This window comes from Pseudomonas sp. Pseusp3, assembly GCF_047304225.1.
Classification (GTDB): Bacteria; Pseudomonadota; Gammaproteobacteria; order Pseudomonadales; family Pseudomonadaceae; genus Aquipseudomonas; species Aquipseudomonas fluorescens_CD.
In genome coordinates, this window is the sequence record NZ_JBGLYV010000048.1 from 1 (window position 1) to 26,511 (window position 26,511).

Annotated in this window: 24 protein-coding genes and 1 riboswitch; of the genes, 13 read left to right on the forward strand and 11 right to left on the reverse strand. The window is 60.7% G+C overall.

The window, feature by feature from the left end:
* The 4 genes from ACCD00_RS17355 to ahcY all read right to left on the reverse strand — a co-directional run.
* Positions 1 to 1,650, reverse strand: a 1,650-nt coding sequence (locus ACCD00_RS17355; protein WP_413426349.1) for a DEAD/DEAH box helicase, incomplete at its 3' end; no start/stop codon positions are given.
* A 223-nt stretch (positions 1,651 to 1,873) separates the two neighbouring features.
* On the reverse strand, positions 1,874 to 2,689 hold the full coding sequence (locus tag ACCD00_RS17360; protein ID WP_413426351.1) for a substrate-binding periplasmic protein: 816 nt from the start codon (positions 2,687 to 2,689) through the stop codon (positions 1,874 to 1,876).
* 193 nt (positions 2,690 to 2,882) lie between these two features.
* The gene (metF, locus tag ACCD00_RS17365; protein ID WP_413426353.1) at positions 2,883 to 3,728 is read right to left on the reverse strand and encodes a methylenetetrahydrofolate reductase [NAD(P)H]; all 846 of its coding nucleotides are present in this window, start codon (positions 3,726 to 3,728) and stop codon (positions 2,883 to 2,885) included.
* A gap of 157 nt (positions 3,729 to 3,885) precedes the next feature.
* On the reverse strand, positions 3,886 to 5,295 hold the full coding sequence (gene ahcY / locus ACCD00_RS17370) for an adenosylhomocysteinase (RefSeq protein ID WP_007975450.1): 1,410 nt from the start codon (positions 5,293 to 5,295) through the stop codon (positions 3,886 to 3,888).
* A 23-nt stretch (positions 5,296 to 5,318) separates the two neighbouring features.
* Positions 5,319 to 5,421: riboswitch (S-adenosyl-L-homocysteine riboswitch) on the reverse strand.
* Positions 5,422 to 5,619: 198 nt separating this feature from the next.
* On the opposite strand from ahcY, the gene ACCD00_RS17375 reads away from it, so the two are divergent.
* Positions 5,620 to 6,021: an acyl-CoA thioesterase gene (locus ACCD00_RS17375; protein WP_413426355.1), complete on the forward strand. Its 402-nt coding sequence runs from the start codon at positions 5,620 to 5,622 to the stop codon at positions 6,019 to 6,021.
* A 149-nt stretch (positions 6,022 to 6,170) separates the two neighbouring features.
* Here ACCD00_RS17375 and ACCD00_RS17380 read toward each other — a convergent pair whose 3' ends face one another.
* Positions 6,171 to 7,340, reverse strand: a complete 1,170-nt coding sequence (locus ACCD00_RS17380) for an MFS transporter (RefSeq protein WP_413426357.1) — start codon at positions 7,338 to 7,340, stop codon at positions 6,171 to 6,173.
* A gap of 318 nt (positions 7,341 to 7,658) precedes the next feature.
* Here ACCD00_RS17380 and ACCD00_RS17385 point away from each other — a divergent pair, with 318 nt between their 5' ends.
* A complete protein-coding gene (locus ACCD00_RS17385; RefSeq protein ID WP_413426359.1) occupies positions 7,659 to 8,492 on the forward strand; it encodes an EamA family transporter in 834 nt (277 codons plus the stop codon).
* A gap of 50 nt (positions 8,493 to 8,542) precedes the next feature.
* On the forward strand, positions 8,543 to 8,926 hold the full coding sequence (locus tag ACCD00_RS17390) for an MAPEG family protein (protein WP_413426361.1): 384 nt from the start codon (positions 8,543 to 8,545) through the stop codon (positions 8,924 to 8,926).
* Positions 8,927 to 9,042: 116 nt separating this feature from the next.
* On the opposite strand, the gene ACCD00_RS17395 is transcribed toward ACCD00_RS17390, so the two are convergent.
* Positions 9,043 to 10,227 (reverse strand): murein transglycosylase A, encoded by a 1,185-nt coding sequence (locus ACCD00_RS17395; RefSeq protein WP_413426363.1) that lies wholly within the window; start codon positions 10,225 to 10,227, stop codon positions 9,043 to 9,045.
* A gap of 128 nt (positions 10,228 to 10,355) precedes the next feature.
* On the opposite strand from ACCD00_RS17395, the gene ACCD00_RS17400 reads away from it, so the two are divergent.
* A complete protein-coding gene (locus ACCD00_RS17400) occupies positions 10,356 to 10,805 on the forward strand; it encodes a c-type cytochrome (protein ID WP_413426365.1) in 450 nt (149 codons plus the stop codon).
* Between the two features lie 142 nt (positions 10,806 to 10,947).
* Here the strand turns inward: ACCD00_RS17400 and ACCD00_RS17405 are convergent, their stop codons facing one another.
* From ACCD00_RS17405 to ACCD00_RS17420, 4 genes are all read right to left on the reverse strand, one after another.
* Positions 10,948 to 11,343, reverse strand: a complete 396-nt coding sequence (locus tag ACCD00_RS17405; protein WP_413426367.1) for a DUF1090 domain-containing protein — start codon at positions 11,341 to 11,343, stop codon at positions 10,948 to 10,950.
* 97 nt (positions 11,344 to 11,440) lie between these two features.
* The gene (gene ligB, locus ACCD00_RS17410; RefSeq protein WP_413426369.1) at positions 11,441 to 13,120 is read right to left on the reverse strand and encodes an NAD-dependent DNA ligase LigB; all 1,680 of its coding nucleotides are present in this window, start codon (positions 13,118 to 13,120) and stop codon (positions 11,441 to 11,443) included.
* Between the two features lie 269 nt (positions 13,121 to 13,389).
* On the reverse strand, positions 13,390 to 14,580 hold the full coding sequence (gene metK, locus ACCD00_RS17415) for a methionine adenosyltransferase (protein ID WP_057398198.1): 1,191 nt from the start codon (positions 14,578 to 14,580) through the stop codon (positions 13,390 to 13,392).
* Positions 14,581 to 14,598: 18 nt separating this feature from the next.
* The gene (locus tag ACCD00_RS17420; RefSeq protein WP_413426372.1) at positions 14,599 to 15,594 is read right to left on the reverse strand and encodes an ArsR/SmtB family transcription factor; all 996 of its coding nucleotides are present in this window, start codon (positions 15,592 to 15,594) and stop codon (positions 14,599 to 14,601) included.
* A 261-nt stretch (positions 15,595 to 15,855) separates the two neighbouring features.
* On the opposite strand from ACCD00_RS17420, the gene tkt reads away from it, so the two are divergent.
* The 6 genes from tkt to fba all read left to right on the forward strand — a co-directional run bounded on the left by tkt (position 15,856) and on the right by fba (position 22,229).
* Positions 15,856 to 17,853 carry a transketolase gene (tkt, locus tag ACCD00_RS17425; RefSeq protein ID WP_413426374.1) on the forward strand — a complete coding sequence of 666 codons (1,998 nt, stop codon included), beginning with the start codon at positions 15,856 to 15,858 and terminating at the stop codon, positions 17,851 to 17,853.
* Positions 17,854 to 18,003: 150 nt separating this feature from the next.
* A complete protein-coding gene (gene epd / locus ACCD00_RS17430) occupies positions 18,004 to 19,062 on the forward strand; it encodes an erythrose-4-phosphate dehydrogenase (protein WP_413426376.1) in 1,059 nt (352 codons plus the stop codon).
* A gap of 24 nt (positions 19,063 to 19,086) precedes the next feature.
* Entirely contained in the window at positions 19,087 to 20,250 is a 1,164-nt protein-coding gene (locus ACCD00_RS17435) for a phosphoglycerate kinase (RefSeq protein WP_413426378.1), read from the forward strand.
* 35 nt (positions 20,251 to 20,285) lie between these two features.
* Positions 20,286 to 20,507 (forward strand): hypothetical protein, encoded by a 222-nt coding sequence (locus tag ACCD00_RS17440; RefSeq protein WP_008019897.1) that lies wholly within the window; start codon positions 20,286 to 20,288, stop codon positions 20,505 to 20,507.
* Between the two features lie 56 nt (positions 20,508 to 20,563).
* The gene (locus ACCD00_RS17445; protein WP_413426380.1) at positions 20,564 to 20,896 is read left to right on the forward strand and encodes an MliC family protein; all 333 of its coding nucleotides are present in this window, start codon (positions 20,564 to 20,566) and stop codon (positions 20,894 to 20,896) included.
* A 268-nt stretch (positions 20,897 to 21,164) separates the two neighbouring features.
* Positions 21,165 to 22,229, forward strand: a complete 1,065-nt coding sequence (gene fba / locus ACCD00_RS17450) for a class II fructose-bisphosphate aldolase (protein WP_007981624.1) — start codon at positions 21,165 to 21,167, stop codon at positions 22,227 to 22,229.
* Between the two features lie 207 nt (positions 22,230 to 22,436).
* Here the strand turns inward: fba and ACCD00_RS17455 are convergent, their stop codons facing one another.
* The gene (locus tag ACCD00_RS17455; RefSeq protein WP_413426383.1) at positions 22,437 to 23,105 is read right to left on the reverse strand and encodes a polysaccharide lyase family 7 protein; all 669 of its coding nucleotides are present in this window, start codon (positions 23,103 to 23,105) and stop codon (positions 22,437 to 22,439) included.
* 323 nt (positions 23,106 to 23,428) lie between these two features.
* On the opposite strand from ACCD00_RS17455, the gene ACCD00_RS17460 reads away from it, so the two are divergent.
* Genes ACCD00_RS17460 through ACCD00_RS17470 form a run of 3 tightly spaced genes read left to right on the forward strand, consistent with a single transcriptional unit; the run spans position 23,429 to position 26,420 of the window.
* Positions 23,429 to 25,552: a putative bifunctional diguanylate cyclase/phosphodiesterase gene (locus tag ACCD00_RS17460; RefSeq protein WP_413426385.1), complete on the forward strand. Its 2,124-nt coding sequence runs from the start codon at positions 23,429 to 23,431 to the stop codon at positions 25,550 to 25,552.
* 45 nt (positions 25,553 to 25,597) lie between these two features.
* Entirely contained in the window at positions 25,598 to 26,086 is a 489-nt protein-coding gene (locus tag ACCD00_RS17465) for a M48 family metallopeptidase (protein ID WP_413426387.1), read from the forward strand.
* 37 nt (positions 26,087 to 26,123) lie between these two features.
* Positions 26,124 to 26,420 (forward strand): winged helix-turn-helix domain-containing protein, encoded by a 297-nt coding sequence (locus ACCD00_RS17470; RefSeq protein ID WP_008033286.1) that lies wholly within the window; start codon positions 26,124 to 26,126, stop codon positions 26,418 to 26,420.
* Positions 26,421 to 26,511 lie beyond the last annotated feature (91 nt).

Here is a 26,511-nt window from a genome sequence, read left to right on the forward strand (position 1 = left end):
GTCGCGCGGTGCGCCACTGCGTGGACCGTTGCGCTTGGCCGGTGGGGTGCCGGTGCTGGCGCCATCGCTGTTGCGCGGACCGCTCTGGCGACCCTGTGGCTTGCCGGAACGTGGAGCACCCGAACCTGCTGCGGTGCCTTGTGCCGGAGCACCCGGGCGGCGGCCACGGCCTTGCGCGGGTTTCTGCTGCGGCACGTAGTCGACGCGGTTACCGAAGTTATCGATATCGTCGTCCAGGAACTCGTCCGGGGCACGATCAGCGGCGGCGCGTGGCGGTTGGCTCGGACGCTGTTCGCGGGCCGGAGTACCTTCGCGAGGCTTTTGCTGACGGGCCGGACGCTCACCACGTTCACCTGCCGGTTTTTCCTTGCCCTTGTCCTTGCCTTTGTCCTTGCGACCGCCACCGCTGCCGTTCGGACCGTCGCCGCGCGGGCCACGCGGATTGCGTGGGTTACGCATGTCCGGACGCTCGCGCACTTCAGGTTTCTCGGCTTCCACGGCGCTGGCATCGAAGCCCATCAGGTCGCCATCGGCGATTTTCTGTTTGGTCATGCGTTCGATGCTTTTCAGCAGTTTTTCTTCGTCCGGGGCTACCAGCGAAATCGCTTCGCCCGAACGACCGGCACGGCCGGTACGACCGATACGGTGCACGTAGTCTTCATCGACATTCGGCAGTTCGAAGTTGACCACGTGTGGCAACTGGTCGATGTCCAGGCCGCGGGCGGCGATGTCGGTGGCCACCAGGATGCGCACGGTGCCGGCCTTGAAGTCTGCCAGGGCTTTGGTGCGGGCGTTCTGGCTCTTGTTGCCGTGGATCGCGACGGCGCTCAGGCCGTGTTTGTCCAGGTACTCGGCCAGGCGGTTGGCGCCGTGCTTGGTGCGGGTGAACACCAGCACCTGTTCCCAGGCGCCAGCGGTGATCAAGTGGGCCAGCAAGGCACGCTTGTGGCTGGCGGCCAGGCGGAACACACGCTGTTCGATGCGCTCGACCGTGGTGTTCGGCGGAGTGACTTCGATGCGTTCCGGGTTGTGCAGCAGCTTGCCGGCGAGGTCGGTGATGTCCTTGGAGAAGGTCGCCGAGAACAACAGGTTCTGGCGTTTGGCCGGCAGACGCGCCAGCACTTTCTTCACGTCATGGACGAAGCCCATGTCGAGCATGCGGTCGGCTTCGTCCAGCACGAGGATTTCCACGTGGGACAGATCGACGCTGCCTTGGCCGGCCAGGTCGAGCAGGCGGCCAGGGCAGGCCACCAGCACGTCAACGCCGCGGGACATGGCCTGAACCTGCGGGTTCATGCCGACGCCGCCGAAGATGCAGGCGCTGACGAACTTCAGGTCACGGGCATAGACCTTGAAGCTTTCATGCACTTGCGCGGCGAGTTCGCGAGTCGGGGTCAGGACCAGTACGCGCGGCTGGCGCGGGCCGTGACGCTGGGATTTGTCCGGGTGACCGTTGGGGAACAACCGCTCCAGGATCGGAAGGGCGAAACCGCCGGTTTTACCAGTACCTGTCTGTGCCGCAACCATCAGGTCGCGACCTTGCAACACGGCGGGAATGGCCCGCTGTTGCACCGGAGTAGGCTCGGTATAGCCCGCCGCCTCGATGGCGCGGACTAAAGCCTCGGAGAGACCGAGGGAAGCAAAGGACATGAGAAATCCTGTTTTAGTTAGGGCTTGGCCCAATGGGAGTCTTGCCTGGCGCGAATGGCGTTTAAGAAGACGCTATCCCGTCCGGTCCTGCTGGGTCTCGAAGGCTCGCCTGCAAGCGCTCGCGCGGGCTGTGAAGCTGCGCAGTAGCGGGGTTGAGATGCCTTGAACGATTCCGAGCGTCCGGGCGTGAGCCTGGCGGGAAGGCCGGAGTATAACAGAGCAATCACTGTGCGCTGCTTTCCTGCTGCTCAACGGTTTTTTCCGTGGCGGCCGTGGCCTTTTCAGTCTTCACGCTGACGGCCGGTTCCGCACCATAGCGGGCGCTCAGTTCAGCGTAGGCGGGTTCGCGCTTGAAGCGTTTGAGTTCGGCACCGAAACGCTGCACGAGCAGGTCCATGCCCGCATTGCGCCGCACTGCGAGAAACTGGCTTTGCTGGCTGATGATCGTGGGATTTTCGGTGATCTTGTCGCGGATGCCCAGTTCATCGAGCAAATGCTGGCCGACCCGGCGGTCGGTAATCAACAGGTCGATCCGCCCGCGCACCAGTTTGCCGAAGTTGGCTTCATGGGTGGGGGCCGGCTCGCGGGTGAACAGCGTCGAATCGCTGAAGTCCTTGCTGTACAGGTAGCCTGGCGATGTGCCGATGGTCAGGCCGCGCAGGTCATCAAGGGTGCGAAACGGATGGGGCCGGGCATTGGCGTAGAACATCACGAACTGGACTTCAGACAGTGGTTCGCTGGGGTAGAGCAGGGTGGCATCACGCTCATCGCTGTGAAAGATGTCCAGCGCGCCGTCGGCCTGGCCTGATTCAAGCATCGACAGGCAGCGTTTCCATGGCAGGAACTGCCATTCCACTTCGATGCCCAGGCGCTTGAAGACAATGGCGGTGGTTTCGTAGTCCAGGCCCAGTGATTTGCCGTTGTCTTCATACACATAAGGCGCCCACGGCTCGGTGACAATGCGCAGCTTCTCGCCCCAGGCGGCGAAGCTCAGGCAAGTGAAGACAAGCACGGCGGTCAATTGCGTGATCAAAGGCATGTGCTTGAGATTACGACGAGAAACCGGAAAGAGCCAGAAACTGACTGCAGATGCTCTAACTCCGTGGATTGCCGCACATTAATGGTGCGTTGAAAGCAAAAGATCGCAGCCTGCGAAAGCTCCTGGAGGAGCTGCCGAAGAATGCGATCCATTGATCTTGCTTGTAGCTTTCAGCTTTGAACTGGCCGTTGCTTCAACGCGGCAACTTCAGGTTATTCCACACCGCCAGGCTCGCTTCAGCCTGGTTCAGCGTGTAGAAGTGCAGCCCTGGAGCGCCGCCTTGCAGCAGTTGTTCGCACATCTCGGTGATGACCTGTTCGCCAAAGCGCTGAATGCTCTGGGTGTCGTCGCCGTAGGCTTCCAGTTGCTTGCGGATCCAGCGCGGGATTTCCGCACCGCAGGCATCGGAGAACCGCGCCAGCTTGCTGTAGTTTGTGATCGGCATGATGCCCGGCACGATCGGAATGTTCACACCCAGCGCCCGCACGCGTTCCACGAAGTAGAAGTAGCAGTCGGCGTTGAAGAAGTACTGGGTGATCGCACTGTCGGCGCCAGCGTTGGCCTTGCGCACGAAGTTGGCGACATCCTCTTCGAAATTGCGCGCTTGCGGATGCATTTCCGGGTAAGCAGCAACTTCAATGTGGAAATGATCACCGGTTTCTTCACGAATAAATTCAACCAGGTCATTGGCATGGCGCATTTCGCCACTGGCCATGCCCATGCCGGAAGGCAGGTCACCGCGCAGGGCAACGATGCGCTTGATGCCGGCGGCCTTGTACTGGGCCAGCAGACCGCGCAGGTCGTCTTTGCTGTCGCCCACGCAGGACAGGTGCGGAGCGGCAGGGATTTTGACTTCGCTTTCGAGCTGCAACACGGTGTTCAGCGTGCGATCACGGGTCGAACCGCCGGCGCCGTAGGTGCAGGAGAAGAAGTCAGGGTTGTACGCAGCCAGCTGGCGAGCAGTGGCGAGCAGCTTTTCTTGCCCGGCATCGGTCTTCGTAGGGAAGAACTCGAAGCTGTAGCGACGTTCTTGGGACATGGTCATATCCTTGGAAACACGTAAAGCGGACGCTGACCCCTGTAGGAGCGAGCTAGCTCGCGAAAAACGCAAGAACAACGCATTTATCCAGACAGCACGCGTTTTCGTTAACGTCCATCGCGAGCAAGCTCGCTCCTACACAGGAGGAGCCGGCCGATCAGTAGCGGTAGGCGTGCGGCTTGAACGGACCTTCGACGGTCACGCCGATGTAGTCGGCCTGGGTCTTGGTCAGTTGAGTCACTACGCCGCCGAAGCCACGGACCATTTCCAGGGCCACTTCTTCGTCGAGTTTCTTCGGCAGTACTTCAACGGTCAGGCGCTCGGCTTTCTGGGCTGGCGACAGGTCGGCGTACTTCTGGCCGAACAGGAAGATCTGAGCCAGAACCTGGTTGGCGAACGAACCGTCCATGATGCGGCTTGGGTGGCCAGTGGCGTTGCCCAGGTTAACCAGGCGGCCTTCGGCCAGCAGGATCAGGTAGTCGTCGTTCTGTGGGTCGAAATCACCAGCGCCGGTACGGTGGATCTTGTGCACCTGTGGCTTCACTTCTTCCCATGCCCAGTTCTTGCGCATGAAAGCGGTGTCGATTTCGTTGTCGAAGTGACCGATGTTGCAGACAACGGCGCGCTTTTTCAGGGCCTTGAGCATGTTCGAATCGCAAACATTGACGTTGCCGGTGGTGGTCACGATCAGGTCGATCTTGCCCAGCAGTGCCTTGTCGATGCTTGCTTCGGTGCCGTTGTTGATCCCGTCGATGAACGGCGAAACCACTTCGAAACCGTCCATGCAGGCTTGCATGGCGCAGATCGGGTCGACTTCGGAAACTTTGACGATCATGCCTTCCTGACGCAGGGACTGAGCGGAACCCTTGCCCACGTCGCCGTAGCCGATCACCAGCGCTTGCTTGCCGGACAGCAGGTGGTCGGTGCCACGCTTGATCGCATCGTTCAGGCTATGACGGCAGCCGTACTTGTTGTCGTTCTTGCTCTTGGTCACCGAGTCGTTGACGTTGATGGCCGGGATTTTCAGCTCGCCTTTGGCCAGCATGTCCAGCAGGCGGTGAACGCCGGTGGTGGTTTCTTCGGTCACGCCGTGGACGCGATCCAGCACCTGTGGGTACTTCTTGTGCAGCAGCTCGGTCAGGTCGCCGCCGTCATCGAGGATCATGTTGGCGTCCCATGGCTGGCCATCCTTGAGGATGGTTTGCTCCAGGCACCACTCGTACTCTTGTTCGGTTTCACCTTTCCAGGCGAAAACCGGGATGCCGGCAGCGGCGATGGAAGCGGCGGCCTGATCCTGAGTCGAGAAAATGTTGCAGGACGACCAGCGCACTTCGGCACCCAGGGCAACCAGGGTTTCGATCAGCACGGCAGTCTGAATGGTCATGTGGATGCAGCCGAGGATCTTCGCGCCCTTGAGCGGTTGCTCTTCGGAGTACTTGCGACGCAGACCCATCAGGGCCGGCATTTCCGACTCGGCGATGATGGTTTCGCGACGGCCCCAGGCAGCCAGGGACATGTCGGCAACTTTGTAGTCGGTAAAATCTGCAGGCGTGATAACAGCGCTCATGATGAGCCTCCATTCGTAATGTATGCGAATGGGCGCCGTTGTGCGTTTAGTGTCGGGCCGGTCAAGGCCTGGCAACGCCCCATCCGAGCCTGACAGGTCTAGCCTGCTGCAGCGCCCCTCGGACAGGTGGCGGGAAAACGGTATCAAGTAGAGGTTACCGTTTTGAAACGGGGGCGATTATAGCGGGCTATGCTGATCTTCCAAAGCGTTTCTGTCAGTCAATGTCCGAACGGTAATCGCGACCATAGTCGAAGCTTGATAGAGCTCTAGCCCGGGCTCTGCCATGATGCCGGGCATCAATCGGCAAGATGGTCAGGAGTGAATATGAATTTCCACACCCGCAAATGGGTAAAACCCGAAGACCTCAACCCTAACGGCACTTTGTTCGGCGGTAGCCTGCTGCGCTGGATCGACGAAGAGGCGGCGATCTACGCCATCGTCCAGTTGGGCAACCAGCGTGTAGTGACCAAGTACATTTCCGAAATCAACTTCGTCAGCGCCTCTCGCCAGGGCGACATCATCGAACTGGGCATCACGGCTACCGAATTTGGCCGCACCTCGATCACCCTGACGTGTGAAGTGCGCAACAAGATCACCCGCAAAAGCATCCTCACCGTTGAAAAAATGGTGTTCGTGAACCTCGGTGAAGACGGCTTGCCGGCACCTCACGGCCGGACCGAGATCAGGTACGTCAAGGACCAGTTCAAGGATGACGCCGGCGTGTAGGAGCGAGCCTGCTCGCGATGGTCGTTAACGATAACACTGGGCACCTGACACCCAGTGGTGCTCTCAAGTCCATCGCGAGCGTGCTCGCTCCTACAGAGCGGAATACCCGTGGCAACGGTCGTAGCTAAATGACCCGCCACGGGTGATGTTCAACCCGCCACATCAAGCACAGCCGCAGCGCGCCGCTGACGATAGATGAAGAACAGTGCAGTCGACACGGTCAGCCCGCTGACCAGCGCACCGGTCCATGGCAAGTCCGCCAGATCCGCGCCGCTGGCCACCACCAGTCCGCCAATCCATGCCCCGGCGGCGTTGCCGAGGTTGAAGGCGCTCTGGTTCAAGGTCGAGCCCAGGTTCGGTGCTTCATGGGCCTGATCGATGATCAGCAGTTGCAGGATCGGGCACAGAGCAAAGGCAAACGTTCCCCACAACACCAGTGTGATGGCCGCCGGGATCACCGAATGGCTGGTTTGCGTGAATGCCGCCAGCACCACCAGCACCGCCAGCGCCATGCCCACCAGCGAAGGCAGCAAGCGACTGTCTGCCAGACGGCCACCGAGCATGCTGCCGGCGGTCAGGCCAACGCCGAATAGCAGCAGCATGATGGTGACGCCGTGGGGGCTGACGCCGGTGATGTCCTGCAGGATCGGCGCGATGTAGGTAAACACACTGAACAGGCTGGTGGAGGCCAGCACGCTCATGCCCAGGGCCAGCAGTACGTTGGCCTTGCCCAGCACCTTGAACTCGCTGGCCAGGTTGGCTTTATCCATCGCGATGTTTTTCGGCAGCCAGACCCATTGCGCAATCGCGGCCAGCACACCGATCACCGACACCGCCCAGAAGGTCGAGCGCCAGCCTGCGTATTGCCCGAGTGCGGTGCCCAGCGGCACGCCGAGCACGTTGGCCAGGGTCAGGCCGGTGAACATCAAGGCAATCGCCTGCGCCCGTTTGTTGGGGGGCACCAGTCCGGCGGCCACCACGGAACCAATTCCGAAAAATGCGCCGTGGCACAGTGCCGTGATCACTCGCGCGGCCATCAGCGTGGCGTAATTCGGCGCCAGCGCGCAGAGCATGTTGCCGAGGATGAACATTAGCGTCATGCCCAGCAGGGTGGCCTTGCGCGGCATGTTGGCGGTGCCGACGGCGAGGATCGGTGCGCCGAACACCACGCCCAGGGCATAGCCGGTGATCAGCAGGCCGGCGTCGGGAATGCTCACGCTGAGGTCGCGGGCAACGTCGGGCAGCAGGCCCATGATGACGAATTCGGTGGTGCCGATGCCGAAGGCGGCAACAGCGAGGGCAAGTAAAGCGAGTGGCATGCGCAAGGTCTCTGTCGGTAGTCTTGACGCTGTGATCAGGCATACGCAGGCCGACGGCCGTTCTCGACGAGAGCGGGCCGGGCAGAATTTTTATTGGAATTAGTCTGTGCGCAACTGAGTGCGGCGTGGTCGCTTGCAGTATAAACAGCCACTGAAATATGGCGAATCAATTCTCTACCTGGCCCCCTGTAGGAGCGAGCTTGCTCGCGATGGACGTGAACGAAGACGCGTGTTTACTGCTCGAACGCGTTGCCCTGGCGTTTTTCGCGAGCGAGCTCGCTCCTACAGGGATCGTGGAGACAACAAAAGGAGTAGGCCGTGCTTGCGACGGCGTTGGTGTTGGTGGCGGCGCTGTTGCATGCGGCGTGGAATACCCTGATCAAGTTCAGTGCGGAGCGGCTGTTGGTGGTGGCCTGCATGGACAGCGTGGCGCTGCTCTTTGTCGCGCTGATGTTGCCGCTCCTGGCCGTGCCGCCGCTGGAGATCTGGCCGTGGATCCTGGCATCGGCGGCATTCGAGCTGCTCTATCGCTACTTGCTGATCCAGGCCTATCGGGTCGGCGACCTCGGGCTGGTTTATCCGCTGATGCGCGGTCTGTCACCGTTGGTGGTGCTCGCGCTGACGCTGATCTTTGCCGGAGAGGTGCTGACCCATCAGCAGATTTTCGGAATTTTGCTGATCCCGTTCGGCATGCTGTGCCTGCTCTGGCAGGGCGGTGGCGGTGCGCGTTTGCCGTGGTCGATGCTGCCGGTGGTGGCGTTGATCGGCCTGTGCATCGGTTGTTACACCTACATCGACGGTCAGGCGTTGCGGCGCTGGTCCCATCCGCTGGATTACCTGGTCTGGGTCACGTTGCTGAGCGCCTGGCCGTTTCCGTTGCTGGCCTGGGTGCGCAAGCGTCCGGCATTCAAGTTGTTCTGGCGCGAGCAATGGCGGCTGGGCCTGGCGGTCGGGTTCTGCGTGTTGTTCAGCTACGCTTTGGTGCTGTGGGCGATGCAGATGGGTTCGATTGCCGAGGCCGCAGCGCTGCGCGAGATCAGTGTGATCCTGGTGGTGCTGTTCGGCATGCGCTACTTGAAGGAACCCTTCGGCCGGCCGCGGCTCCTGGCTTGCGGGCTGGTACTGATCGGCATACTGGTGATGAAGTTTTGATCGCCCCCGATGGAATTCGACTCTCTGTAACCTGAAGAAAGGACGGCGTTATGACGGTGGCTCTGTGGTGCATTTTGATCGCGATTTTCCTGCCGTATGTGTGCACGTGGATCGCCAAGCTCAGTGGCGGGTTCAGTCTCAAAGACAATCATGATCCTCGGGGTTTTCTCGACAATCTGGACGGCGTCGGCAAGCGGGCGAATGCTGCGCAACTGAACAGTTTTGAAGTGATCCCGGCGTTCGCCGCTGCAGTAATCGTGGCGCATCTGGCTGGCAATGCCGAACTGGTGACGATCAATGTGCTGGCCGTGCTGTTTATCACCAGCCGCCTGCTCTACATCATTTGCTACCTGGCGGACTGGGCGACGCTGCGGTCGCTGGTGTGGTTCGTGGGGATGGCGTTGATTGTGAGTTTCTTTGTCGTGTCGGTCTAAAAGATCTTCAGGGTTTTTACCGGCCTCTTCGCGAGCAAGCCCGCTCCCACATGGGTAGTGTAAAACCTGTGGGAGCGGGCTTGCTCGCGAAAGCTATCTAACAGGCGAAGCAGCATTTAAGGGGTGGTCTTCTGCGCGTCAGCCACCTGCGGCACTTGCGGCAGCGCAGCACCCTTGGGCCACAGCATCCAGATCTGCCCCTGTTGTTTCATGTCCCCGGCCAGTTGCCCGGCTGCATCGCCTGTGCCCCAGAACAGATCCGCCCGCACCTCGCCGGCAATGGCGCCGCCGGTGTCCTGTGCTGCCACGGGGCGAACCAGGGCGGTGCCGTCCGGCCTGGTGGTGGACAGCCACAACAGGCTGCCCAGTGGAATTACCTTGCGATCCACCGCCGCGCTGTAACCGGCCGTCAACGGTACGTTCAGCGAGCCGCGCGGACCTTCGTTGCTGTCCGGGTTACGGGTGAAGAACACGTAGCTGGGGTTGCTGCCGAGCAGTTCGGGAATCCGCGTCGGATTGGCCTTGGCCCAGGTACTGATGGCACCCATGGTCACGTCTTCTTTTTTCAACTCGCCCTGTTCCACCAGCCAGCGGCCGATCGGTCGATACGGATGGCCGTTCTGATCGGCGTAAGCGATGCGCAACTGGCGACCATTGTCGAGCTGGATGCGACCCGAACCCTGGATTTGCAGGAACTGCAGGTTCATCGGATCGGTCAGCCAGGCCACGACCGGCGCCTTGACCCCTTTGCTTTCGATGGTCGCCGCATCGTCGTACGGCTTGAGTACGCGACCTTCGAGTCGACCACGCAGGCGTTTACCCTTGAGTTCCGGGTAAATGCTGTCGAGGGCCACGACGATCATGTCCTCAGGGACGCCATAGACCGGGACATTGGCGGCGCCAGTCTGGGTCAGGCTGCCGGGATAGACCGGTTCGTAGTACCCGGTGATCAAGCCGTTGGGGTTGTCATTGGCGGCGCGCAGGCCATAGACATCGAGGTTCTGTTTGAGAAAGCCGCGAATGTCGCTGGCGGTTTGCGGCACGGTGGCAGCCGCTGCGCAGGTGCCGCCCCAGACCGGGTCGGCCTTGAGTCGGGTGCAGGCACTGCGCCACGAGCCGAAGCCGGCGACCAGGTCGTTGTCGGACACCGCCGGCAGCGCTTCCCATGTGGCACTGGAGTAGGTGGCCAGGGCATGGGTTTTCGGTTGTTTATTGTCGCCACCGGTGCAGCCTGCGAGCAGGGCCACCATCGGCAGGGTCCAGGCCAGGCTGTGACGCCATGCCTTGAAACGGCTGTTCATGGAGTGATTCCTTTGCCGGTTGCCTGGGCGCTCCATGCGCTCAAACAACCCATGTTGATAATAGGGCTATTGGTCTTTGCCGATGACGCGAGGATACTGGCCGCCGTTTCCCGTGACCTGAAGCCACCATGACTCTTAAAAGACTTTCTGTTGTATTGCTGGCCTGCCTGACGTTGTCCGCTTGTGGCGGCGTCGACCCCAACTCGCCGCTCGGCCAGCGCAAGAGCATTTTCAAGCAGATGCTCAAGACTGGCGAAGACCTGGGTGGCATGCTGCGTGGGCGCATTCCGTTCGATGGTCCGAAGTTCGCCGAAGGCGCGGTGAAACTCGATGTGCTGTCCCGTGAGCCGTGGCAACATTTTCCGCAGGTCCGCGAGGAAGATCACACCAGCGCCAAGCGCGATGTCTGGGAGCAGCAGGCGCGCTTCCAGGCAATGGCCCGTGACCTTGAATCCGCCACCGGTGAATTGGTGATTGCCAGCCAGGTTCAACCCTACAAGGCCAGCAACCTGGGGCCGGCGGTGCAGAAAGTCGAAGATGCTTGCAGTGCGTGTCATAAGGCATTTCGGGATCATTGACTGGCGTTGCCCGGTCTGACGTCTTCGCGAGCAAGCCCGCTCCCACAGGGGATATGTGCCACACCACACATCCCCTGTGGGAGCGGGCTTGCTCGCGAAGGCTGCTTCGGCAATACCGAAGACCTCTGTTCGTTACCAGTGATTACTTATCCAGCTCATCAAGGGCGTCCTGCAATTCCTTGCGGGCATCGGCGAGTTTGTCTTTGCGCTTGTTGATCTTGTCGGGGTCGCCTTTGCCCATGGCCTTGTCGAGGTCTGCCTGACGCTTGCTGACTTCATGCCTGGCGTCGAGCACCTTGTTTTCCCGTTCCTTCTTCAGCGAGGCGTCGGTGCAGTTCGCTTCGACTTCGCTCAGGGCTTTTTCCAGGCCTGCCTGCTGGTCGGCGTTGCCGTGGACCTTGGCCAATTCGATCTGGTTGACGATACCTTGCTTCTTGGCGGCGCAACCGGTCAGCCCGGGCGCTTCTTCATCCGCCATCAACGGGGTGGCCAGTACGCTGCAAAGGGTCAACAGGGCGAGCGGTGAAAGAAATTTCATAAAAGCTCCATGTAAGAATGCAAGCGGGCCGGTGTGGCGATGGCTTGTTGGAGCCCGACGGTCCCCCTTGGGTTCCCGCTGGGCACAGGGCTGGCAGCTAAAAGCCGTCAATCCCTGCATCACGTAACGTTTTACTCAAGGCCAGGACCTGCGGATCGCGGAAAAAAGCGTTCAGCTGTGCCGCGCGTCCTGGTCCGATACCAGCCTCGGCCCGCCATTGTTCGATGTCTCGCTGCGCCATGGCCTGCCATGAGTCGCCAGGGTGTGCCTGACCTGTCGGCGGCATTCCGAGGGCTTTCAGCCAGTGCGCGAACGGGCGTTGCCGGGCCTGGTTGAAACTGTCTGCAAGGCGAGCCGCGCTGCGCTCGCCGAAACCGTCAATGGTAGCAAGCTCTTGGACATCGAGGGTCAACCAATCCAGCAGACCGTTCAGGCGACCTGTTGCAAGAAGTTTTTCCCAAGTCCCCGGACCCACATTAGGCAGCGCCAGCCCCTGTTTGCTGCTGAGCCAGGTCAGGCGCGCGAGAAACTGGCTTTCACAGCCTGGCGTCGGTTGCCAGCAACTCAATGAATGAAAGTCCGCCGCCAGCGGTGCGTTCATTTCGGCGCGCTCGCTGCTACGCAATACAACGCTATCGAGCCTGGGAATGGTCAGCCCGGCCAGGCTGATGGCGACCTGATCACCCGGACGTATGTCCAGTGTCTGCCAGCGCTGTAACGAGCTGACGCTGACGCGTTTGATCTGCCGGTCGTCGAGCGTCACCGGGGTCAGCTCGAGTACCGGAGTGATCCTCCCGGTCCGGCCGATCCTGAAGTGAACATGGCGGACTTCGGCCAGTGCCTGGGCGAAGGGGTATTTCCAGGCGATGGCCCAGTAGGGCGACCGCGCCTGCCAGCGTTCGGCGGCGGGGCGCTGGTTCTGGCGCAGGACGATGCCGTCGCTGGCAAAGGGCAGGGGGGAGCGATACCAGTGTTCACGCCAGCGCTCGGCCTCGATGACGGAGGTGATCGGCTGGCTGTATGCCGTGGTACTCGGGAAGCCCAACACACTCAGTGCGGCGGCACGCGCGGGCACGCTCGCCGGCCCTTGGGGCCAGTCCCAGACAAACAGATCGATTTCGGCGGCCTGTTCGGGGCTCAAGACCTTGCGCGCCATCAGGCCCGCCACCGTGCCGCGAGCGTTGAGGCTGCCGGCCTGGGCTTGCACATGATCGGTCAGGCGCCAATACAGTTCGCCTTGCACGAGCAAGTCCCGGGTCTGCGACAGGCGTTGCGGGATGGCCGGAATCTGCCGTGCCGGAACCGTCCAGTCCTGACCGCTTTTGCCGTCGCCACGGCTGATGGCCTGGGCCAACAGGCCGTTGCGGTAAACCAGGGTCACCGCCACGCCATCGATTTTAGGCTGGGCCCAGACGTCCACCCGGTCACTCAGCCATTTTTCGACGGCGGGGCGATCGTGCAGTTTGTCCAGGCCGGTGTGGACGATGGGGTGGGGCAACTTGCCGCGTGCAGTGCGCAAGGGGTCTGCGGGCGGGCTCAGGTTGAAGCAGTGGCGCCATTGGGTGAGTCGCGCGCGGGACTGGTCATAGAGTTCATCGGCGACCAGTGAGCGTCCCAGGCGGTGGTAGCTGTCGTCCCAGAGATCGATTTGCTGTTGCAGTGTGCCGACTTCGTTCAGGGCGCGTTCGGGTGGCCAGTCCGGGCAGTCGGCGGCGCTGGCGGTCAGGTGGGCAAGGGTCAGTAGAGTGGCGAAAAACAGGCGCAGGTCCGGAAGCATCTTGAGCGTCCTTGCTCGGTGAGGTGCGTGAAGGCTAGGTCAGTATCAGTTGGCGCAGAGAAGGGGTGTTTTGCCGGGTATTTCTGGTGGCTTTGCCGGCCTCTTCGCGAGCAAGCCCGCTCCCACAGGGTTATGAGTTGGTCAGAACGCCGCCGTCTACTGTGGGAGCGGGCTTGCCCGCGAAGGCTGCGACGCGGTGTAAAGCGAATGCCAATAAAAAGCCCCGCAGGGCGCGAACCGTGCGGGGCTTCGGGTGTTGCGGGGAAGTCTTACAGGCCGGCAGCAGCGCGCAGGGCGTCGGCGCGGTCGGTTTTTTCCCAGGTGAACGTGGTGAAGGTGTCTTCGCCAACGGTCTTGGTTGCCGGGGTGCGACCGAAGTGGCCGTACGCAGCGGTTTCCTGATACATCGGGTGCAGCAGGTCGAGCATGGTGGTGATCGCGTATGGACGCAGGTCGAACACTTCGCGGACCAGCTTGATGATCTTGTCATCGCTGATCTTGCCGGTGCCGAAGGTGTTCAGCGAGATCGAAGTCGGCTGGGCAACGCCGATGGCGTAGGACACCTGAATCTCGCAGCGCTCGGCCAGGCCGGCGGCAACGATGTTCTTGGCCACGTAACGACCGGCGTAGGCGGCCGAACGGTCAACCTTCGATGGATCTTTACCGGAGAACGCGCCACCGCCGTGACGGGCCATGCCGCCGTAGCTGTCGACGATGATCTTGCGACCGGTCAGGCCGCAGTCACCCACCGGGCCGCCGATGATGAACTGGCCGGTCGGGTTGATGTGGAACTGGGTGTCTTTGCTCAGCAGTTCGGCAGGCAGCGCGTGCTTGACGATCAGCTCCATCACGGCTTCGCGCAGGTCTTTGTACGAGACTTCAGGGTTGTGCTGGGTCGACAGGACTACCGCGTCGATACCGACAACCTTGCCGCCTTCGTAACGGCAGGTGACCTGAGACTTGGCATCCGGACGCAGCCAAGGCAGCAGGCCGGATTTACGGGCTTCGGCCTGGCGCTGTACCAGCTGGTGCGAAAAGGTGATCGGTGCTGGCATCAGCACGTCGGTTTCGTTGCTGGCGTAGCCGAACATCAGGCCCTGGTCGCCGGCGCCCTGATCTTCAGGCTTGGCACGGTCGACGCCCTGGTTGATGTCAGGGGACTGCTTGCCGATGATGTTCATCACGCCGCAAGTGGCGCCGTCGAAGCCGACGTCGGAACTGGTGTAGCCGATATCGCAAATCACATCACGAACGATCTGCTCCAGGTCGACCCAGGCACTGGTGGTCACTTCACCTGCAACAATGGCCACGCCGGTCTTGACCAGGGTTTCCACCGCTACGCGAGCGTGTTTGTCCTGGGCAATGATGGCGTCCAGCACTGCATCGGAAATCTGGTCGGCGATTTTGTCCGGATGCCCTTCAGACACGGACTCGGAGGTGAAGAGGGAGTATTCGCTCATCTCGATGTTTTCCTGAATTTACCGATGGTGAGTGTCGCCAGCCGGTCGCTGAAAATGGCGGACCTGGATCTGGAAACCATTGCGTAAGCCTACATAGAGGCTTTCCCCGGGAGCGAGTCCCGCAGCGGTGGCCCAACGGGCCAAATCGTCCTGTTCAAACCCCAGCCAGAGATCACCGCAGGCCTCCTTGGCCCAACTCTGGTTGTGGCTACATAACTCTGTCACTAACAGGCTACCGCCAGGTTGCAGCAAGTGGGCCATGTGCTTGAGCGCATCGGCCGGCGCGGCAAAATGGTGCAGCACCATGTTCAGCACCACGCAATCGGCCTTGAGGCTGACGCCGTTCAATGCATCGGCCAGTTGCAGGCTAACGTTAGTCAGTTTGTCGCGTTCGCAGACCTGGCGCGCCAGTTCGAGCATCGCGGTGCTGTTATCCAGCGCCGTGACTTGCGAGAAGCGGCGCGCCAGTTCCGGCAGGAATGCGCCATCACCGGGGCCGACTTCAATGGCCGTGGCGTCTTTGTCAAAGCCCAGCTTGTCGAGCAGGGCCACCACGCTTTCGCGGTATTGCGGCAGGCCGGCGATCAAGTCTTGCTGGGCGCGAAACTTCTCCGCTACCCGTGAGAAAAAGTCCTGGCTGGCGGCCGCGCGTTGCCCATGGACCTGGGCGATGCGCGACTGTACGTCGGTCGGCAGCGTCAGGTTGTCCACTTCTTCGAGCAGGGCTGCGTGCAATTTGCCGCCCAGCAGCTCGGTGTGGGGCAGGGCGCGACGGTAGAAAATCGCGTTGCCTTCGCGGCGCGTTGCCACCAGGCCGGCCTGGGCCAGTACCTTGAGGTGGTGGCTCATGCCTGACTGGCCGATGCCGAAGATCTGCGCCAGCTCCAGCACGCCGAACGAGTCGTTGGCCAATGCGCGCAAAACATTCAACCGCAGGGGATCGCCGCCAGCCTTGCACAAGGCCGCCAGCTCATCGCAATCGTCATGTTGAATGGAGGGCACGCGTAAATTCATAAGGCCGGCAGTCTAGTCACGGGTCGAAGGCATCGCAAGAGCAATATCAAAAAGTTTTGATATTGCTCGATGGATGGCACTTCCTGACGTTAGGTTCAGTCAACTAAGTCAGAGCAGAAAGGTTTCATCACGTTAATACGTCGTTATCCATTGGAAAAACGCCTCCAGATGACTATCTGTCATTGCCCCGAGGCGGCCCGGTGAGGGAAAATGCTCGCCTTTTTTCCGTTTCGTTTTATTCAAGCCCCCAGGAGAACAGCGATGCCTAGCCGTCGTGAGCGTGCCAACGCCATTCGTGCCCTCAGCATGGATGCCGTGCAAAAAGCCAACAGCGGCCATCCCGGTGCCCCAATGGGTATGGCGGATATCGCCGAGGTACTTTGGCGCGACTACCTCAAGCACAACCCGAGCAATCCATCGTTCGCCGACCGCGACCGCTTCGTGCTGTCCAACGGCCACGGCTCGATGCTGATCTACTCGCTGCTGCACCTGACCGGCTACGACCTGTCGATCGATGACCTGAAACAGTTCCGCCAACTGCACAGCCGCACCCCGGGCCACCCGGAATTGGGCTACACCCCGGGCGTAGAAACCACCACTGGTCCACTGGGCCAGGGCCTGGCCAACGCCGTGGGCTTTGCCTTGGCTGAAAAAGTCATGGCGGCGCAATTCAACCGTCCTGGCCACAACATCGTCGATCACCACACCTATGTGTTCCTGGGTGATGGCTGCATGATGGAAGGCATTTCCCACGAAGTCGCTTCCCTGGCCGGTACCCTGGGTCTGGGCAAACTGATTGCCTTCTACGATGACAACGGCATCTCCATCGATGGCGAAGTCGAAGGCTGGTTCACCGACGACACGCCGAAGCGTTTTGAGTCCTACAACTGGCAAGTGATCCGCAATGTCGACGGTCACGACCCGGAAGAGATCAAGACTGCGATCGAGACGGCCCGCAAGAGCGCGCAGCCAACCCTGATCTGCTGCAAGACCACCATCGGCTTCGGTTCGCCGAACAAGCAAGGCAAGGAAGATTGCCACGGCGCCCCGCTGGGTGACGCGGAAATCGCCCTGACCCGCGCTGCGCTGAAGTGGAACCACGGCCCGTTCGAAATCCCGGCCGATATCTACGCCGAGTGGGACGCCAAGGAAGCCGGTAAAGCTGTCGAAGCCGATTGGGACCAGCGTTTCGCTGCTTACTCCGCCGCTTTCCCGACTGAAGCCAACGAACTGATCCGTCGTCTGAGTGGCGAGCTGCCGGCAGACTTCAGCGAAAAGGCCGATGCCTACATCGCCGAAGTGGCCGCCAAAGGCGAAACCATCGCCAGCCGTAAAGCCAGCCAGAATGCACTGAACGCATTTGGCCCGCTGCTGCCTGAGTTCCTCGGCGGTTCGGCTGACCTGGCCGGTTCCAACCTGACCCTGTGGAAAGGTTGCAAAGGCGTCACCGCCGAAGATGCCAGCGGCAACTACATGTACTACGGCGTGCGCGAGTTCGGCATGACCGCCATCATGAACGGCGTTGCCTTGCACGGCGGCCTGGTGCCTTACGGCGCGACCTTCCTGATGTTCATGGAATACGCGCGCAACGCGGTACGCATGTCGGCCCTGATGAAGCAGCGTGTAATCCATGTCTACACCCACGACTCCATCGGTCTGGGCGAAGACGGCCCGACTCACCAGCCAATCGAGCAACTGGCCAGCCTGCGCTGCACGCCGAACCTCGACACCTGGCGTCCGGCCGATGCCGTTGAATCGGCGGTGAGCTGGAAGTACGCACTGGAGCGCAAGGACGGTCCTTCGGCCCTGATCTTCTCCCGTCAGAACCTGCAGCACCAAACCCGTGATGCCGGCCAGATCGCCGACATCAGCCGTGGTGGTTATGTACTGAAAGACTGTGCGGGTGAGCCGGAACTGATCCTGATCGCTACCGGTTCGGAAGTCGGTCTGGCCGTTCAGGCCTTCGACAAGCTGACCGAGCAGGGCCGCAAGGTACGTGTGGTTTCCATGCCGTGCACCAGCGTGTTCGATGCCCAGGACGCCGGCTACAAGCAATCGGTCCTGCCGTTGCAGGTCAGCGCCCGTATCGCCATCGAGGCCGCTCATGCGGACTACTGGTACAAGTACGTGGGCCTGGAAGGCCGCGTGATCGGCATGACCACCTACGGCGAGTCGGCGCCTGCGTCGGCTTTGTTCGAAGAGTTCGGCTTCACCCTGGAAAACATCCTGGGTCAGGCTGAAGAGCTGCTGGAAGACTGATCCAGAAGTTGCGACGTACGGACTGCCGCCTTCGCGAGCAAGCCCGCTCCCACATTGGAATGCATTTCCCTGTGGGAGCGGGCTTGCTCGCGAAGACGGTGGTTCGGTCAACGCTGCAATGACAGATTCACCACGGTAATCGAGAACCCCATGCCTCAACCGCGTCCCTACAAAGTTGCACTCAACGGCTACGGCCGGATTGGTCGTTGCGTCTTGCGTGCGTTGTTCGAGCGAGGCGAAAAGGCCGGGTTCGAGATTGTCGCGATCAACGATCTGGCCGACATGGCCAGTATCGAATACCTGACACGCTTCGACTCCACCCATGGCCGGTTCCCCGGTGAAGTGAAAGTCGACGGCGATTGTCTGCATATTAATGGCGACTGCGTGAAGGTCCTGCGCAGTGCCACCCCCGAAGGCATCGATTGGGCATCCCTGGGCATAGATCTGGTGCTCGAGTGCTCCGGTGCTTATCACACTCGCGAAGACGGCCAGCGTTTCCTCGACGCCGGCGCCCCGCGTGTGTTGTTTTCCCAGCCGATGGCCAGCGAGACGGACGTCGACGCGACCATCGTCTATGGCGTGAACCAGGATTGCCTGACCGGCGACGAGTTGCTGGTGTCCAACGCGTCCTGCACGACCAACTGCGGCGTGCCGCTGCTGCGCCTGCTGAATCAGGCCATTGGCCTGGATTACGTGTCGATCACCACCATCCACTCGGCCATGAACGATCAGCCGGTCATCGATGCCTATCACCACGAAGACCTGCGCCGCACCCGTTCGGCGTTCCAGTCGGTGATTCCGGTGTCCACCGGTCTGGCGCGTGGCATTGAACGCCTGTTGCCGGAACTTGCCGGACGAATTCAGGCCAAAGCCGTACGGGTGCCGACGGTCAACGTGTCCTGCCTCGATATCACGATGCAGACCGCCACCGCGACCGACGCCACCGAGGTCAACCGGATACTGCGCGAAGCCGCCACCAGCGGCCCGCTCAAAGGCCTGCTGGCCTACACCGAGTTGCCTCACGCAAGCTGTGATTTCAACCATGATCCACATTCGGCGATCGTCGATGCCAGTCAGACCCGAGTTTCCGGCCCGCGGCTGGTGAACATCCTGGCCTGGTTCGACAACGAATGGGGGTTTGCCAACCGAATGCTCGACGTTGCAGAACACTATCTGCAAATAGCTTCATCCAAAAAAACTGCTCTCTAAACAGCTACCCAGGAAATGCGACCCATGACCGTGTTGAAGATGTCCGACCTCGATCTGCAAGGTAAGCGCGTATTGATCCGCGAAGACCTCAACGTCCCAGTCAAGGACGGTGTTGTCACCAGCGATGCGCGTATCCTGGCCTCGCTGCCGACCATCAAGCTGGCCCTGGAAAAAGGCGCGGCCGTGATGGTCTGCTCGCACCTTGGCCGTCCGACCGAAGGCGAGTTCTCGGCCGAGAACAGCCTCAAGCCAGTCGCCGACTACCTGAGCCGCGCCCTGGGCCGCGAAGTGCCGCTGGTGGCCGACTACCTGGGCGGCGTTGACGTCAAGGCCGGCGACATCGTGCTGTTCGAAAACGTGCGCTTCAACAAAGGCGAGAAAAAGAACGCCGACGAACTGGCTCAGCAATATGCTGCCCTGTGCGACGTGTTCGTGATGGACGCCTTCGGCACCGCGCACCGTGCCGAGGGTTCGACCCACGGCGTGGCCAAGTTTGCCAAGATCGCCGCTGCCGGCCCGCTGCTGGCTGCTGAACTGGATGCACTGGGCAAGGCCCTGGGCGCTCCGGCCCAGCCAATGGCTGCCATTGTTGCCGGCTCCAAGGTGTCGACCAAACTCGACGTACTGAACAGCCTGAGCCAGATCTGCGACCAGTTGATCGTCGGCGGCGGCATTGCCAACACCTTCCTGGCCGCTGCCGGTCACCCGGTCGGCAAGTCGCTGTACGAGCCGGACCTGCTCGACACCGCTCGCGCCATCGCCGCCAAAGTCAGCGTACCGCTGCCAGTGGACGTGGTGGTTGCCAAGGAATTCGCTGACAGCGCCGCTGCAACCGTCAAGTTGATCGCTGACGTCGCTGCCGACGACATGATCCTCGACATCGGCCCGCAGACCGCCGCGAATTTTGCCGAGCTGCTGAAATCGTCGAAAACCATCCTGTGGAACGGCCCGGTTGGCGTATTCGAATTCGACCAGTTCGGTAACGGCACCAAAGTGTTGGCCCAGGCCATCGCGGACAGCGCGGCGTTCTCTATCGCTGGCGGTGGCGACACCCTGGCTGCCATCGACAAGTATGGCGTGGCCGAGCAGATCTCCTACATTTCCACCGGTGGTGGCGCGTTCCTCGAGTTCGTCGAAGGCAAGGTCCTGCCAGCCGTCGAAGTCCTGGAAAGCCGGGCCAAGGCCTGAGGGTCGCCCGTTTGACCAGGCAAGGGAGTGTTGACATGGTCAAGACGTTAGCGCTGTTGATCGTCGCGGGTTCACTGGCGGCTTGCGGGAGCAGCCCGAAAGCCACGCCGGAGCCCGAGGCGCCGGCGTCACGCAACGGCTGTTATCAGGCGGACTGGCAGGCGGAAACCAACCCGGTGCTCAACAAGCGCTCCGGGCCCGAGGGCCTGGACAAATACGAGACCCAGGCACCCGCCAAGGAACATGGCTGCCCTTGACGGGTCTGACTCTTTACTCAGGGCTGGCGGCGTGCGCCGTCAGCCGAGGGACACGGATGAAAGGTTTTATCGCCGTTACGGCGCTGGCGCTGTTGGCTGGTTGTGCTCAGCTGAACCTGTTCCAGTCGTCCGCACCTGTGGATAACTGGACCACCTGGACCTGCGACAGCCAGGCCAAAGTGCTGTGGCGTTACACCGACGACAGCCGCAAAGAAGTCGACGTGCGCCTGGGCGGTGCGGATCAGGTCTACCGTTTGAAGCAGGAACCGGGTGCGTCGGGTTCGCTGTACAGCAATGACATGCTGGCGTTTCACATAAAAGGTGAGGAAGGCCTGGTTTACTGGGTCGCCACCAATGATTTGATTGGCCGCGGTTGTAAGGCGCAATAACTGAAACACCACGGACCCCATGTGGGAGCGGGCTTGCTCGCGAAAGCGGTGGATCAGCTTGCATGAATGTCGAATGTTAAATCGCATTCGCGAGCAAGTCGAAACGTCGCACCGCCGCTCCCACAGTTGTTTTGTGTTGTGATTAAGATTGATGCAACACCAAATTCGCAGCCCGGGCTTAACCCCCGATCTGCAATAACTTGAATAGCCGCCGCCGCTCCGGCAGGCTGGCACGATTAACGACCCTCAACCGGGAGAGATACATACAATGGCACTTATCAGCATGCGCCAGATGCTGGACCACGCAGCCGAGTTCGGCTACGGCGTTCCAGCCTTCAACGTCAACAACCTTGAGCAGATGCGCGCCATCATGGAAGCCGCTGACAAGACTGACTCCCCGGTGATCGTCCAGGCTTCGGCCGGTGCTCGCAAATACGCCGGTGCACCGTTCCTGCGTCACCTGATCCTGGCAGCCATCGAAGAATTCCCGCACATTCCGGTGTGCATGCACCAGGACCACGGCACCAGCCCTGACGTCTGCCAGCGCTCCATCCAGCTGGGCTTCAGCTCGGTGATGATGGACGGCTCCCTGGGTGAAGACGGCAAGACCCCGACCGACTACGACTACAACGTCCGTGTGACCCAGCAGACCGTGGCCATGGCTCACGCCTGTGGCGTTTCGGTAGAAGGCGAGCTGGGCTGCCTGGGTTCGCTGGAAACCGGCATGGCCGGTGAAGAAGACGGCATCGGCGCCGAAGGCGTTCTGGATCACAGCCAGATGCTGACCGACCCGGAAGAAGCCGCTGACTTCGTAAAACGCACTCAGGTTGATGCCCTGGCCATCGCCATCGGCACCAGCCACGGCGCCTACAAGTTCACCAAGCCGCCTACCGGCGACGTGCTGGCGATCGACCGCATCAAGGAAATCCACAAGCGCATTCCGAACACTCACCTGGTGATGCACGGTTCGTCTTCGGTTCCGCAAGAGTGGCTGGCGATCATCAACCAGTACGGCGGCGACATCAAGGAAACCTACGGCGTACCGGTTGAAGAAATCGTCGAAGGCATCAAGCACGGCGTGCGCAAGGTCAACATCGACACCGACCTGCGCCTGGCATCCACTGGCGCAATGCGTCGCCTGATGGCCACCAACCCGAGCGAATTCGACCCGCGTAAATTCTTCGGCGCCACCGTGACCGCCATGCGCGACGTGTGCATCGCTCGCTACGAAGCCTTCGGCACCGCCGGTAACGCTTCGAAGATCAAGGCGATCTCGCTGGAAGGCATGTATCAGCGTTACCTGAAAGGTGAGTTGAACGCCAAGGTCAACTAAGCCTTTCGCGTTTGAGCCCCATAAAAAACCCGCCGAGACAGGCGGGTTTTTTATGGGCGAAGATCCATGGTCGACGCGGACAGTGTGGGAGCGGGCTTGCTCGCGAAAGCGGTGTGTCATTCAACATTAATGTCGTCTGACACTACGCCTTCGTCGGAACGCCGCCCGGAGCAAGCCCGCTCCCACAAGGTCAACAGTGCCTCGATATCAATTGTTGTGATCGATATCCAGCTTGCTGAAGGTCACCTTCCCGCCTTCAGTGGTGTACCCGGTGTTGTCCTGCACATAGACCCCGGCCTTGAAGTACAGCGGTTTGTCGCGCCAGGTTGTGCTGATTTGCGTATCCCAGTTATAGCCCGCCGCGCTGATGCCCAAGGCGCCACCGGGGCTGAGGTGAATGAGATAGTTGAACTGCTGATCGAGTTTCACCCCCGTCGCAACAATGATCACCCGACCCTCATCGTCATCCGGATGCATCCGGACCTTGGCGACGATGTTGCCGGTGGCTGTACTTGTCTTGTATTGGTATTCGACCTTCACCAGCGGTTTCTGGCTTTGATAGGCATGAATCTGGCCGATGACGATTTTCCCGGAACTGGGCACCTGGTTAACGGCCAAAGTGGCATGCAACAAGTTGTCGGCGTCCGGGTAGTACCAGTTTTTCAGTGTGCCGTTGCTGTAGGTTTCACGCAGTTCGGTGCGTGGATAAATCGCGTTTTCGGTACGGGAACCGGTCACGGGCGACCAGAAAAACAAGGTGCCGGTGTCGGAATGGAAGTATTGATCCTTGAAGCCATTCACCAGCTTGGAGGTTTCAACGGTGTACGGCGGGCTGCCGACGGGGACGCTGAGGTTCCAGGTTGCAAGATCGATCATGTCGGTTCTTCCACTTGATTCATGCTGCACGGACGTGCCAGAAGCTCTAGCCCGCACCTTCGGGGGCGGCCTTTATAAGCGTAGCGGGAGATTTTGTTAACGCCTGTCTGACGGGTGGCTGACGTCAACATCCTGTCGAAACGCCATCTTTCCCGGTTTCCATCGCCTGAACCATCGACCGTTAGTCGGTAAAAAGACACTATGATTAAATGATGGCTCACTGACACCTTCTGCTTTTGCAGAACCGGGTCTAGAGTGAAAGCACAGTATTTGTCCGGTTTTCACGAGAAACCGGTCTGACGCCCCGCAATAAGAGAAGCAGCATGGAATGCGCGCAACCCACGCCAGTAGAAGGCGGCTCAACCCTTTTAGTCGTCGACGATTACCCCGAAAACCTGATCAGCATGCGCGCGTTGTTACAGCGCCAGGACTGGCGGGTCATTACTGCCGCCTCGGGCTTCGAGGCCCTCGGCTTGTTGCTTGAACACGATATCGACCTGGTGCTGCTGGACGTGCAGATGCCGGGCATGGATGGTTATGAAGTCGCGCGCCTGATGCGCGGTAGCCAGCGGACCCGTCTCACGCCGATCATTTTCCTGACCGCCAACGAACAGTCCCTGGACGCGGTGATCAAGGGCTATGCCAGCGGTGCGGTGGATTACCTGTTCAAGCCGTTTGACCCGCAGATCTTCACGCCCAAGGTCCAGGCATTGCTCGAACACCAGCGAAATCGCCGGGCCTTGCAGCGCCTGAGTCATGATCTGGAATCCGCTCGTGCCTTTAATGCGTCGGTGCTGGATAACGCCGCCGAAGGCATTCTGGTATTGGGTGAGGACGGTCTGATTCGTTTTGCCAATCCGGCCATGTCGCGGCTGCTCAATGCCACGGTGCAGGAACTGCAAGGCAAGGAGTTTCTGGACTACCTGCAAAAACCGCATATCCCGATCTGGGCCGATTCCGAGTTGCTGGCCGGATACAAACGCGGTGAAACCCTGCGCCTGCACGATGCCCTGCTGCGTACGGCGCCCGGCCAGCAGGTGCCTGTAGCCTTGTCCTGCGCACCGTTGCCTGCCGAGCAACATGCGATGGTAGTGACCGTGCTGGACATGTCGGTGGTGCGTCATCTGCATCAGCAGCTGGAATTTCAGGCGGTCACCGATCCGCTGACCGGGTTGCTCAACCGCCGGGGTTTTTACCAGACCGTAGAGAACCTGCTGTTGCGCGGTGAGCGTTCCGACAGTGCATGGGTCTTGATGTACCTGGACCTCGACGGCTTCAAGCGCGTCAATGATTCGCTCGGGCACGATGCCGGCGATCGGGTGTTGCGTTGGGTCTCCGAACAGTTGAAGGCCTGCCTGCGACCCTTCGACATTCTGGCGCGGATGGGCGGCGACGAATTCACCGCGCTGCTGGATCTGGAGTTCCCCGAGCAGGCGGCGAAGATTGCCGAGAAGCTCATCGAGCGAGTGTCGATCTGTCAGCAGATCGACGGCCTCGATATCGCCCTGGGTGCCAGCATCGGCATCGCCACATTCCCTGATTGTGGTGCCAATCTCGACGGGATGCTGCGTGCGGCCGACATCGCCATGTACGAAGCCAAGCGTGCCGGTCGCCAGCAATATCGCTTCTACGATCACGATATGAACGGTCGGGCGCGTACGCGGTTGATGCTGGAAGAAAGTGTGCGCACAGCCATCGAGAACCGGGATTTCAATCTGGTGTATCAGCCTCAGGTTGCGATTGCCGACGGGCGGATTCGTGGCTTCGAGGCCTTGTTGCGCTGGCAGCATCCGAGCGTTGGCGATGTCCCCCCGGGGCTGTTTTTGCCGCTGCTGGAAGAGGCGCGGCTGATCAGTCGTCTGGGGAGCTGGATCTATCATCGCAGCGCCGGGCAACGCAAAGCCTGGGAATCCCTGTTTACCGAGGACCTGGTGCTCGGCGTCAGTTTGAGCAGTACGCAGTTCGGCATGCCCAACCTGGTCACTGAGTTGCGCCAGGTGCTGGAGCGTCATGGCTTGCAACCGCATCATCTGGAAGTCGAGGTCACGGAAGAGGCCTTGATGCGCAACCCCGAAGAAACCCGCAAGCAATTGCGTCTGCTGCACAATCTGGGCGTACGCGTGGCATTGGATGACTTCGGGGCCGGACCGTGTTCCCTGTCGCACTTGCGCGACCTGGAGCTGGATACCCTCAAGATCGACCGGCATCTGATCGCCCGGTTGCCGGAGTCGGTACGGGATGCGGCGCTGGTGCGCAGTGTGATCGACCTGTGCAAACAGTTCGGGATGCTGGTGATTGCCGAAGGGGTGGAAACCGTCGCGCAGTATGAATGGTTGAAGGCCAATGGCTGTGAATATGTGCAAGGCTTCCTGGTGGCCAGGCCGATGATGGCCGAAGACACCGGACGGTTTGTCCAGCCGTTTGACTGGAGCGCGTTACCCTGCTGAATTCGCTACACTGGCGACCTTTTAGTGACGTGTATTGCCGCCCCGATGACCGTGTTGAAATATCTCCAGGCCTATCCTGCTACCTTGCAGGCTCAGGTGCGCCAGCTGATCGCCGACGGTCGGCTGGGCGATTACCTGAGCCAGCGTTACCCGCAAAAGCATGGGGTGCAGAGTGACAAGGCGCTGTACACCTATGCCCTGGACCTCAAGCAGGAGTTCCTGCGTAATGCTCCGGCCATCGACAAGGTGCTGTTCGACAACCGTCTGGACCTGACCCACCGTGCCCTCGGCCTGCACACCACAATCTCCCGGGTGCAAGGCGGCAAGCTCAAGGCCAAGAAGGAAATCCGCATCGCTTCGCTGTTCAAGGAGGCGCCGTCCGAGTTCCTGAAAATGATCGTGGTGCATGAGCTGGCGCACTTCAAGGAGTCGGACCACAACAAGGCGTTCTACAAACTGTGCGAGCACATGCTGCCGGGTTATCACCAGGTGGAATTCGATGTGCGGGTGTACCTGACGTGGCGGGATTTGTAGGCGCTACCGCAGGCTGCGATCTTATAAGGAGCATTGGATGGACGTAAGCAAGACCAAGAGCAGCTTCTATCGCCGGTTGTACGTGGCGTACCTGATCGACAGCGGGCTGGCCAGCAGCGTCCCGGCGCTGACCGATGTCACCGGTATGCCCCGGCGCACGGCACAGGACACCATTGCGGCGTTGGCGGATTTGGATATCGTTTGTGAATTCGAGCAGGAAGAAGGCGCGCGCAACCATGCGGGGCGCTATCGGATTCGCGAGTGGGGTGCGATCGATCGCGGGTGGATCGAGCGTAACCTGCGGCAGATCAAGGCGGTGCTGGAGTATCCCTGAAGTCTTTCAGTGGTTTGACTGACGCCTTCGCGAGCAAGCCCGCTCCCACATTAGATCAGCAGCGAACACAGGTTTTGTGTGCGATAGATAT